Below are 10,186 nucleotides of genomic sequence, written 5' to 3' on the forward strand. Positions count from 1 at the left end.
CTTCTACACACTCAGGGAAACGCAGGTCGTCATCGAAAGCTGGCGACGTCACTACAACACCGTGCGCCCGCATGCCTCTTTGGGATACCGGCCGCCGGCCCCGGAGGTGTTCGTGCCAGCCTTCTCCGCTTGGCCGGCTGCGCTCGCTCGACCAACTCCGCCGGCCAAGCTACTCGTGGCGGAGCGGCCCACCGTGCACTAACTTTACCCTTGGACCACCTCGTGGGGGTCGATCAGTGCCGAGCGCACGGCCGAGGCTGAACAGCAACAGGTCGGCAGCAAGGCGGACCTCGGACGGGGCGTCGGCGTCGAGCGTCTGTTTAAGGCGATGGCGAGGTCGGCAGCGCGCTTCAACGGATCGCCATGCGTGGCGGAGTTGCACTCCTCGCTAGGAAGTGGCCTCGATCAGAGGCCAACCAGGAGCATACAACCATAACGTGCATATTGCCGATTTGAGAACTTTTCCGTGCAAAAGGGGATCGAACCACAGGGCTTCATAGTCCGCCAGCATTTGTGGGTAGCTCGATGTTCCCACGCAAAAACCGGCCGGCTCGCACCTCGATCCTGTCTCATCGAGGCGGTGCGACCGCCATCGAGTTTGCACTGATTGCGCCCGTGTTTCTGCTGATCCTGTGCGCCTGGACCGAGGTCGGGCTCTGCCTGATGATGGGGAGCGCCCTGGACAACGCCGCGCGCGATGCGAGCCGCCTCATCCGTACCGGCGCTGCGAGCGAGGCGAGCTTCAAGGCGGCCGTCTGCGCCAAAGCTGCGCCGGCCATCCCGTGCAGCGGCATCGTCTACAACGTTCAGACAGGATCGAGCTTCTCGATCCTCGGTGTCGTTGCCGTGTCGAGTACCGGCACATTGTCGAGTACCGGCTTTACTGCAGGCGGCTCCGGCGCGGCCATGCTTGTGCAGGTCGCCTATCCCAAGCCGGCCTTCTTCTCGTCGCTGCTCAAGGCAGCCGGCTTCGGTGGCAACATCCTGATCCTGACCACGCTCGCCTTTCAGAACGAGAGCTACTGATGGGTCGCCTGACACGATGCTTTCGGCACGATTGCCGCGGCGTAGGCGCTATCGAGTTCGCGTTGATCTTCCCTGTCATGCTCACGGCCGTGCTCGGCAGCGTTCAAGTGTTCCTCCTGGCGCGCGCGAAGATGCTCACCGTCGCCGCGGCCCGCAACCTCGCCGACCTCGTGTCCCAGCAGGACAGCGTCACGGCCGCGACGATCTCGGATTTTTGCATCGCAGGCAGGCTCTCCATGCAGCCGCTGTCGAGCGCCACGCTGAAGGCTGCCATCGCCAGCGTCGGCTATTCCAGCGCGGCGACGGCTCCCACCATTGTCTGAAGCGACGGGACCTGCGGCAGTGTTGCCAGAATCGCGACCTCTGCGACCCTGGCGAAGCCCGTCGTCATCGCGAACGGCGACAGTGCGATCGTCATCTGCGCGACATACACGCTCGCGTTGCCGATCTCCTTCCCCCTCGGATCGAGCTTCGCCCTCACTGGGACCGCGGTCGCAAGGCCTCGCAGCGGCACGGCCGTGGCTTACGGCAGCTGACATCATGACGGAGGTCCGAGGCGCACCATGAACAACGCTTTGCGTCTGTCGGCTGGCAGGTACTGGAGTGATCGTCGCGGCGTGTTCGCGTTGTGGTTCGGTGTCGCGATGATACCGATGATGCTGTTTGCCGCCGTAGGGCTCGACCTGATGCGGGCCGTCAACATGCGCTCACAGCTACAGGCGGCCGCGGACGCGGCTGCCCTTGCCGGGGCCACCGCCTTCACCTCCGCCTCGGCGAGCGGGACTGCGACGACGATCGCCAACCGCTACATGGCGGGAGCAGTCGGCCAACTCACGTCCAGCAACACGGCGAGCCCGCCGAGCTAAATGGCCACGACGAACGTCACGAGCGCCGGAGGTGCGACGCTCTACTCCATGACCGTAGCGGCACAAGCGACCATGACGAGCTCACTCATGAAAATGTGGGTGAACGCGGTTCCGGTCAAGGTCACGGCCACGGCACAAAATCCGACCATTTCGATCACATTCACACTCTCCAGCTTCGCTAGCAATGCTGCTGATGCAGATGCGATCTATTACTATACAGTTCCAAGCGACGGCAGCGTCCCGTCGAGCGCATCGTTGACCCTGCTATACACCAACACCAGCAGCACCAGCGGAAAGACGGTCACGGCTGTGGTTACGGCCGGCCAGAAGATCGGCTTTGCGCTCAAAAACGTCACAGGTGGTATCACGCCCTACCTGCTCAACGGCTATCTCGGTTTGCAGGGTACAACACATTGGTTCTACTCGCATCTGATGCCTCCGAGTAAACAATCATATTCCTGGATTTCGCAGAACTGCAATTTGCAGGCGATTGCTTCCGATACGGGCGAAGCAGTCAAGAACGGCGCGTGCTTCTCGACATTGCCCAGTTACGCCACGATCAATTGCTCTCAGTCTCCCGGAAAGACGATCACGTATTATTGGAACGATATGGGAGGCCTTGTCGACGACAAAGATTACAATGATGCCGTTTTCAAGGTTTCGTGTTCAGGAAAACCCGGTTCTGGCCAGTAAAATGTCGTGCTGACTAAATGAACGTTTGACGTCTTGGCACCTCAGCCAAAACAACGTTGGACTACTATTCAGCATTACGGTGTGGTCCGCGAGCAGCTGTTGCGCGCTTTCCGTCCTCCGGTATGCCTCGGCACGAGGGCTCGGCTCCAAATCGTACAGTCACGCCTCGTAGCACAGGGCCGCTTCCTCGATTTCTTCGGGCGTGGCCCAGATAGGGGCCAGGGACCACCTATTCGTGCGGCTGGCCGCAGGTCTCGCAGGCCCTAACGGCACGTCGGATGCGGACGGTTGCCGAGAGCTGCTGCCGGTCGATCGGATACGAGTAGCGGTGCGCGCGCCGGATCGACATCGCGTGCGGGATCCTGCGCGCGAGCCGTCAGCGAATGAGTTCGATCGCGACACCGAGCGTGTCGGGCAGCTCGGTCCAGACGCGATCCGTGGTCAAGGCGGTCGCCCCGCGCTGTCGGGCCAGACCGAGGCAGGCCCGGTCGCCGAGCGAGAGCCCGAAGCTCTTGGTCATCGGCCGGAGCATGCCGGCTGCGCGGGCCTGCGCGTCGTCGAACGGCTCGATGCGAAGGTGCAGGCCACCGATCGCCTTCGCGATCCGCGCTTCGGCACCACCGGCGTCGGCGAGCTTGGCATAGACCTCCGAGAGGTTGACCGCGCTGATCCAGGCCCGCGGCAAGCTCGAGATCACCCGCTCAGCTCCACGCTCCCCCTTGAGCAGGCACAGCAGCGCCGAAGCGTCGAGGACGAAGAGCTCACTCACGCTCAGCCTCGACCCGCCGCTCCGCGATGAGTTCGTCGGCCAGATCGACATCGGCCGGTACGAACTCGCGCACGATTTCCTGCGCCAGGCGGACGGCAGACGAGAGCGATCGGACGTGAAGCCCATCCTCGTTCAGTTCGACCACGACGGTATCACCCGTATCGATGCCGAGCTTGCGCCGGAACGCGGCCGGGATGATCAGCTTGCCACCGTCGATGATCTTGACTGCCTGCGATGCCATGGCCCTGTCGCGTGTTCGTGCCGATTTATAGGATCATACCTGCGACGGTCGATTTGACCAACCTTGAACGCATCAGGTACGGGCCGTTCCGGACTGTGCAGGCCGACTTGACCTGGATCACGTCCGAGCACTCAGCGTCACAGAGGTCGTACTGATCGTCTAAGGAATTCCTCAGCAGTTTGGCATGCTACGGTGTCACTTATTCGAATTGCTGATACGTTGGCGGACCGTAGACAACATGACGGCTTGTGATACACGAGCTGGGCGGTTCGAGCTGTTCGTGCGGTCGGTCACGCAATCGCTCGTTTGCGTGACAGGCCGGAACGGCTGGCCAGCGATCAAACGGCACGCTGCGGCGCTCAAAGAACTCTGGATGTGCCGCCAATCGGCATCCCGCAGGATCAACACTCCATGCTGCTCGGCTACATGCGCGTATCCAAAGCCGACGGCTCGCAGACTACAGACCTGCAGCGTGACGCGCTCCTCGCAGCCGGCGTCGAAGCCGATCGGTTCTACGAGGACCACACCTCAGGCAAACGCGACAGCCGCCCCGGGCTCGATGCCTGCCTCAAGGCGCTGCGTGACGGCGATACCCTCGCGATCTGGAAACTCGATCGCCTCGGTCGTGACCTGCACCACCTCGTCAACACCATTCACGATCTGACCAGGCGCGGTATCGGGCTGAAGGTGCTGACAGGGCAGGGGGCAAACATCGACACCACCACCGCCAATGGCCGCCTCGTGTTCGGGATCTTCGCAGCGCTGGCGGAATTCGAACGCGAGCTCATCATCGAGCGAACCAAGGCCGGTCTGGCCTCCGCCCGTGCCCGTGGCCGCAACGGCGGTCGCAAGCCGAAGATGACGCCGGCCAAGCTCCGATTGGCGCAAGCCGCCATGGGCCAACCTGAGACCAAGATCGCCGACCTCTGTACCGAACTCGGCATCACCCGCCAGACCCTCTACCGGCACGTCGATCCAAAGGGCCAGCTCAGACCCGATGCCTTCAAGATCCTGGGACAGAAGGCCTCTGATCGACGTGGATGCCCCGATAGGTTTCAGCGGCAGTAGGAAATTAGGCTGGGTGAGGTGCTCGAAGTCACCCGGAAAGAGGCGCAAGGACGGCACCCCGTGGCGCTCACGGATCGGAAAATCCGCGTCGCGATGATCGCGCACTTGGTGGTCTACAACGGCGACCCGGATGAGATGCAGGAACTCGCCCACAAGTTCTCGATTTTCGCGAAGGCGTGGGCCATTGAGCGTCCCTCAGCGGAACAGCAATAGGCCAGCGCCGATCACGCCCCCACGCTCTCAATGGCAGACACTTGCAGATGGATGAAGCCGTCCGACCCCAAGAATATCTTGCAATTCGAGAACTAATTGCTCACGTCGCTGACCGTTAGAAGGGCGTACCGTGTAAGATCAACCTGCCGGCTCGTGCCTGTAGCCGCGAATGCAGCCTTTAGATGGAACTTTACGGTGTTCAGGGAGAGACCCTCGCGCTTGGCATAGGTGCTCAGGTCATCACCGCTCATGAGCGCAGTGGTGAGGCGCGCGGCCGTCATCGGCATACCGAAGGCTTGCATCAACGTCTGCTCAGCCTCGGGCCATTGCCTGTCCGGATCGTAGATCCGCACAAGCCGCGACCCAACCTCGCGCGCGTCTCGCCCCTCGCGTGAAGCCGAAGCCCACGACTGGCGCAGCACGTAGGGGGCGCTGTAGGAGCCATCCTCCAGGCCGCCGAGGCGCGGGACGATGTAGAGACCGATCGGGACGTCCTGCAGCTGCACAAAATTACGGCCGCCTGGGTCACTCAGGCCGGAGACGATACCGGCCGAGTCGACCACGAGTCCGTCGCGGCGGTTCAAGATGGTGCGCGCCGCGGCGTTGGCTTGGCGGAGGCGTCCGTCCGCGGCCAGGATCAGGATGCCGGGCCCCACCCTCTCGATGGCTGAGCGCATCTCGTCGGCCGCTGTCTCCAGTTCGAAAAAGGCGCGCCGTAGGCTGAGCGCCTGTATGAAGTGCGGCATCAGCCGCTCGAACGTGGCGATGTCGTCTGCGGCGAAGGGCGCACGATCGGCACCGCGCTGCACGGCAACGATCCCGGATTGCCCAGCGCTCCGGGCCACGGGCCCGCCCATCGCCTCGCGAAGGCCGAGGGGATGATAGAACCCGCGGAGGAAGTGCGCGTATCGCGGGTCCTCGTTGTCGAATAAGCGGCCCGTCGCCGTCACCGATCCGAGGGCGAGCCGGGCCATCGCGGCTGGAGCTGGATCGAAGCGTGCGAAGTCGCGGTGGTAACGCGCCTGCGCCGCGGCGTCGAGCACGCCGAAGCCGACGGCGAAGTTGGCAGCAGCCCTCGACTCATCCTGGAAGATCAGCGCAGCTGACAGGCAGCCGAACCGCTCGGTTAGTAGCTGCAAGCACTCGCGCATGGCCGCGTCGCTGACAATACAATCGTAGATTGCAGGAATGATGCGGTCGTCAAGATTGTCCACGTGGCCGGCACTCCGGAAGTCAGGATACGCTAGTACGTATTTTTCTCGTGTCACTACCCAGACAGGTGGTGACAAACGAGATAAATTTCGCAACAACCCAGAATCAACGGACTGGTCGACATTTAGCAGACGATCGAAGACGGGCATCCTGTCCATAGCGCATCGCTGCCTAATTTCGCCGCCGACATTTGTGTATGCGACTGGCTGAAAAGCCGCACGACGCGCGGTCGGGTTGTTGCCGTTCATCATATGTGTGGGGGAGGACAGATGTCGGCAATAGAACTCGGAGCCGCAGCGAGCGCCGCGGAGCAAGCTGGAACCGACCGCGATGAGTTTCTTACTCGCTCCATGTCTGATGGCGCACTCTCTATATTTAGTACAGGATTGGCTAATCTCTACCTGGACAGCTTGAACTACGGGGCGTCACGCACACAAAATCAAGTGGCCGCATTGGCTAACGGCTACGTATCAGTCGACATTATTGCGCGCGACGGCAACGGCGTAGCCTTGCTCGCCCAGCTTCAGGCGCTTGGGCTCACGGACGGAGCAGCCATTGGTACAATGGCGGGCGGGCGCCTTCCGGTAAGCGCGCTCAGCGCGCTGCTCGACATGGACAACGTCCAGTTCGTGCAGGATGCGATCGTCGGTAACAGCGTCGGACGTGTCACCACGCAGGCCGATCTGGCACAGCGCAACGATGTCGCCCGAAATACCTTCAATGTGACTGGAGCCGGCGTAGGTGTGGGCGTCATCTCCGACAGCTTCGACACCGCCACGAACGCTTCGGACCATTACGCCGACAATGTCACGAGCGGAGACCTCGCCGCTGGCATGCAGATCCTGGCCGATCAGCCGAACGCCACGGACGAGGGCCGTGCGATGGCCCAACTTGTGCACGATCTCGCGCCCGGCTCGACAATCAGTTTTTCCACCGCTTACACCAGCCAAACGAGCTTCGCTCAGCACATCCGCGACCTTGCCAATAATGGCTCTAAGGTGATCGTCGACGACATAATCTACTTCGCTGAGCCGATGTACCAGGACGGCCTCGTGGCACAGGCTGTGACCGATGTCGTCGGACGCGGCGTCACCTACTTCTCTTCAGCGGGCAACGAAGCACGGCAGGGCTACGAGTCCAGCTTCACGGCCGGCCAGACCTTCACGTATAACAACAACACCTACACGGCCCAACAGTTCTCCTCGACTGGAACCGCCCTGGCGAATACGTTGGTACCGCTGACCCTTTCGAGGGGCGATATCATCACCCTGCAATGGGATCAGCCATTCCGATCGGTCTCGCCCAACAGCGGCGGGGCGCAGAGCAACCTTGACCTCTTCCTGACCGACGCGAACGGCACCGTCATCCAGGCGGCAACCAACAATAACATCGGAAACGACGCCGTCGAAGTGCTGCAATATACGGGGGCAACCCGGACGGTCTATCTGCGTGTCGGATATCGCAACGGCGTTGGAACGGCCGGCATGCCGGCCGACATGCGCATCGTCGTCAACGGCGGCTCGTCCACGTCACCGTTCGCGGGACTGCCCAACAATCGCAACGACGGCACGGCCTACGGACACAACTCGGCACCGGGGGCGATCGCAGTTGGTGCGGCTGCTTTCTCCTCGACCCCCAAATACGGCGTGACCCCGCCGACTCTTGAGTCATTCTCGTCTTATGGAAACACGACAATCCTGTTCGACACGGCGGGCAACCGTCTCGCCACGCCACAGGTGCGTCAGGCTCCTCTGCTTACCGCGGTTGACGGCGGCAACACGACGTTCTTTGGTCAGCAGATCAATGACGGTGACAATTTTCCGAATTTCTTTGGCACCTCGGCCGCTGCCCCCGACGCTGCTGCGACTGCTGCACTGATGCTGCAAGCACGCTCCGGCTTGACGCCGGATGATATCCTCCACCTGTTGCAGACGTCCTCAATCGACATGGACGACCCGGCCACCGCCGGCTTCGACACCGGTTTTGACCGCGCCACCGGCTCCGGCCTGATCCAGGCCGACGCGGCGGTCGGTTATGCCTCGACCCTCGTGCTCACTGGCGATGCGGCCCACGCGACGCTCCTCGCCACGCATTTCGACGATCGCATCGCGATTACGAGCGAGACCAACCACACGGTCAACGGCTACGCCGGCACCGATACCCTCGACTACTCGGCGCTCGCGAGCAACGTTACGGTCGCCCTCAACGGCGCAAACCCTGTTGCCGCAACGCATGGCGCGGCAACCGACACCGTGAGCAATGTCGAGAACGTCACCGGCGGCTCGGGCACCGACACGCTCACGGGCGACGGCGCCGTTAACACGCTCGTGGGTGGTGCCGGCAACGACTCGATCAGGGGCGGCGCCGGCAACGACATCCTCGACGGAGGAGCCGATATCGACACGGCCGTCTATGCCGGGCCGCGCTCGCGCTACACGGCGACCTCCGTGGGTGGCACGGTCACGATCATCGACACGACAGGGGCCGAAGGCAGCGACACGCTGACGAACTTCGAGTTCTTCCGCTTCTCGGACGGCACGGTGAGCCTTACCGACCTCATCACTACCCCAACTGCTCCGGCCTACAGCATCGCCGTCTCGCCGCTCACGGTGGTGGAAGGCAACGCCGGGCCCGGCAATCCCCTGATCTACACGGTCACACGGACGAGCACCGCCACCGCGGCGACCGTCGCCGTCAGCCTCTCGGGCAACGCGACGGGGCCGGGCCAGGCCGGTGCGGATTACAGCGTGTCCGGCCTGGGCACGGGGATCGGGGCCGGCGCAGCTGCCGCCGCCTCCGGTGGCAGTCTCACCTTTGCCGTCGGCCAGACCAGCGCCAGCTTCACCGTAACCACGATCCCCGACACCACGGTCGAGCCGAACGAGACGGTGATCGCCACGATCGGCACCCCGACGGACGGCGGAACGGTCGCCATCGCCTCGGCGACCGGCACCATCCTCGACGACGACACGCTGGCCGCAACGGTCTACACGATCGCGGTCAGCCCTGCGTCCGGGCCGGAGGACGGTGACGCCACGCCCAGGGTCGCACCGGCCGCGGCCGGCGCCGGCACCACCTTCACCTACACGGTCACGCGCACGGGCGACGTGAGCCAGGCGGGCTCGGCTGCGGTGGCCCTGTCCGGCACGGCGACACAGGGCGGCGACTACACGGTCTCGGGCCTGAACAACGGCGCCGTCACCTTCGCGGTCGGGGCCACGAGCGCGAGCTTCACCGTGACCAGCCTGCCCGACACCGTGTTCGAGCCCGACGAGACGGTGACCGCGACGCTCGGCGCCCTCACGGGCGGGGGCAGCCTCGGCGCGACGACCAGCGCCACGGCCACGATCCAGAACGACGACGCCGCGCCCGTCCTCTCCCTTGGCCCGGCCAACGTCAGCCACGCGGAAGGGACCGGCGGCAACACGAGCTACAGCTTCACGGTCACCCGCAGCGGCGACGCCCAGGCCGCGCAGACGGTCTCGTATGCCGTGAGCGGGGGCGGCGTAGCCGGCCTCGCGGCCGCCGACGCCTCCGACTTCGCCGGCGGCACCCTGCCCACGGGCTCGGTGAGCTTCGCGCAGGGGCAGACCAGCCAGACCCTCTTCGTGCTGGTCGCGGGCGATGCCACGGTGGAGCCGGACGAGGGCTTCACGGTGACGCTCTCGGGCCAGAACTTCGGCACGATCGCCACCGCCACCGCCACGGGCACCATCACTAACGACGATTCCGTGGCGCCTCCGCCCCCGCCGACGCGCCCGCCCGAGCCGACCGGCCCGACGCCCTTCGACGACAACCTCATCGGCTCGGACGCACCGGACGAGATCAGCCTGCTCTCTGGCAATGATACCTATAGCGGCCTGGCCGGCAACGACACCGTGTTCGGCAACGAGGGCGACGACTCGATCCAGGGCAACCAGGGCGACGACCTGCTACTCGGCAATCAGGGCAACGACACCCTGTTCGGCGGGCAGGGTGCCGACACCCTCTACGGCGGTCAGAACCGGGATGTGCTGTTCGGCAACATTGGAACCGACGCGCTGCTGGGCAACCTCGGGGCCGACACCCTCTACGGCGGGCAGGGCGCCGACACCCTCT

At 63.9% G+C, this 10,186-nt stretch carries 11 protein-coding genes; 8 read left to right on the forward strand and 3 right to left on the reverse strand.

The genetic code is table 11. The features are described 5' to 3' along the window. The 5 genes from COGEMETH_RS17525 to COGEMETH_RS17545 form a co-directional block, all read left to right on the forward strand. Positions 1-202 (forward strand): integrase core domain-containing protein (locus tag COGEMETH_RS17525; RefSeq protein ID WP_238183890.1); only part of this gene is annotated, 202 nt, incomplete at its 5' end. 323 nt (positions 203-525) lie between these two features. Further along, positions 526-1,026: a TadE/TadG family type IV pilus assembly protein gene (locus COGEMETH_RS17530; protein ID WP_283215019.1), complete on the forward strand. Its 501-nt coding sequence runs from the start codon at positions 526-528 to the stop codon at positions 1,024-1,026. Next, the gene (locus COGEMETH_RS17535) at positions 1,026-1,349 is read left to right on the forward strand and encodes a TadE/TadG family type IV pilus assembly protein (RefSeq protein ID WP_238183892.1); all 324 of its coding nucleotides are present in this window, start codon (positions 1,026-1,028) and stop codon (positions 1,347-1,349) included. The genes COGEMETH_RS17530 and COGEMETH_RS17535 overlap by 1 nt, the downstream gene beginning before the upstream one ends. Before the next feature lie 240 nt (positions 1,350-1,589). After that, positions 1,590-1,892, forward strand: a complete 303-nt coding sequence (locus COGEMETH_RS17540) for a TadE/TadG family type IV pilus assembly protein (RefSeq protein ID WP_238183893.1) — start codon at positions 1,590-1,592, stop codon at positions 1,890-1,892. Further along, positions 1,893-2,585 carry a hypothetical protein gene (locus tag COGEMETH_RS17545; protein ID WP_238183894.1) on the forward strand — a complete coding sequence of 231 codons (693 nt, stop codon included), beginning with the start codon at positions 1,893-1,895 and terminating at the stop codon, positions 2,583-2,585. Positions 2,586-2,961: 376 nt separating this feature from the next. Here the strand turns inward: COGEMETH_RS17545 and COGEMETH_RS17550 are convergent, their stop codons facing one another. Both COGEMETH_RS17550 and COGEMETH_RS17555 read right to left on the reverse strand, forming a co-directional pair. Continuing rightward, positions 2,962-3,354 carry a type II toxin-antitoxin system VapC family toxin gene (locus COGEMETH_RS17550; protein WP_238183895.1) on the reverse strand — a complete coding sequence of 131 codons (393 nt, stop codon included), beginning with the start codon at positions 3,352-3,354 and terminating at the stop codon, positions 2,962-2,964. Beyond that, positions 3,347-3,595 (reverse strand): AbrB/MazE/SpoVT family DNA-binding domain-containing protein, encoded by a 249-nt coding sequence (locus COGEMETH_RS17555; protein ID WP_238183896.1) that lies wholly within the window; start codon positions 3,593-3,595, stop codon positions 3,347-3,349. The genes COGEMETH_RS17550 and COGEMETH_RS17555 overlap by 8 nt, the downstream gene beginning before the upstream one ends. A gap of 411 nt (positions 3,596-4,006) precedes the next feature. Here COGEMETH_RS17555 and COGEMETH_RS17560 point away from each other — a divergent pair, with 411 nt between their 5' ends. Continuing rightward, positions 4,007-4,663, forward strand: a complete 657-nt coding sequence (locus COGEMETH_RS17560; protein ID WP_238183897.1) for a recombinase family protein — start codon at positions 4,007-4,009, stop codon at positions 4,661-4,663. An 18-nt stretch (positions 4,664-4,681) separates the two neighbouring features. Further along, entirely contained in the window at positions 4,682-4,876 is a 195-nt protein-coding gene (locus COGEMETH_RS17565) for a hypothetical protein (RefSeq protein ID WP_238183898.1), read from the forward strand. 92 nt (positions 4,877-4,968) lie between these two features. Here the strand turns inward: COGEMETH_RS17565 and COGEMETH_RS17570 are convergent, their stop codons facing one another. Next, complete coding sequence (locus COGEMETH_RS17570) at positions 4,969-6,090, reverse strand: helix-turn-helix transcriptional regulator (RefSeq protein WP_238183899.1); 1,122 nt, start codon at positions 6,088-6,090, stop codon at positions 4,969-4,971. 384 nt (positions 6,091-6,474) lie between these two features. Here COGEMETH_RS17570 and COGEMETH_RS17575 point away from each other — a divergent pair. Next, on the forward strand, positions 6,475-10,186 hold a 3,712-nt coding region (locus COGEMETH_RS17575), incomplete at its 3' end, for a Calx-beta domain-containing protein (protein ID WP_283215018.1).

The sequence above is a fragment of the Methylobacterium trifolii genome (assembly GCF_022179685.1).
In the GTDB taxonomy this organism is placed as follows: domain Bacteria; phylum Pseudomonadota; class Alphaproteobacteria; order Rhizobiales; family Beijerinckiaceae; genus Methylobacterium; species Methylobacterium trifolii.

What these genes read in the sequence shown, in the direction of transcription:
- COGEMETH_RS17545 (WP_238183894.1), top strand. Translation starts at nt 1,893, where the DNA reads ATGGCCACGACGAACGTCACGAGCGCCGGAGGTGCGACGCTCTACTCC.
- COGEMETH_RS17560 (WP_238183897.1), top strand. Translation starts at nt 4,007, where the DNA reads ATGCTGCTCGGCTACATGCGCGTATCCAAAGCCGACGGCTCGCAGACT.
- COGEMETH_RS17540 (WP_238183893.1), top strand. Translation starts at nt 1,590, where the DNA reads ATGAACAACGCTTTGCGTCTGTCGGCTGGCAGGTACTGGAGTGATCGT.
- COGEMETH_RS17530 (WP_283215019.1), top strand. Translation starts at nt 526, where the DNA reads ATGTTCCCACGCAAAAACCGGCCGGCTCGCACCTCGATCCTGTCTCAT.
- COGEMETH_RS17535 (WP_238183892.1), top strand. Translation starts at nt 1,026, where the DNA reads ATGGGTCGCCTGACACGATGCTTTCGGCACGATTGCCGCGGCGTAGGC.
- COGEMETH_RS17555 (WP_238183896.1), bottom strand. Translation starts at nt 3,595, where the DNA reads ATGGCATCGCAGGCAGTCAAGATCATCGACGGTGGCAAGCTGATCATC.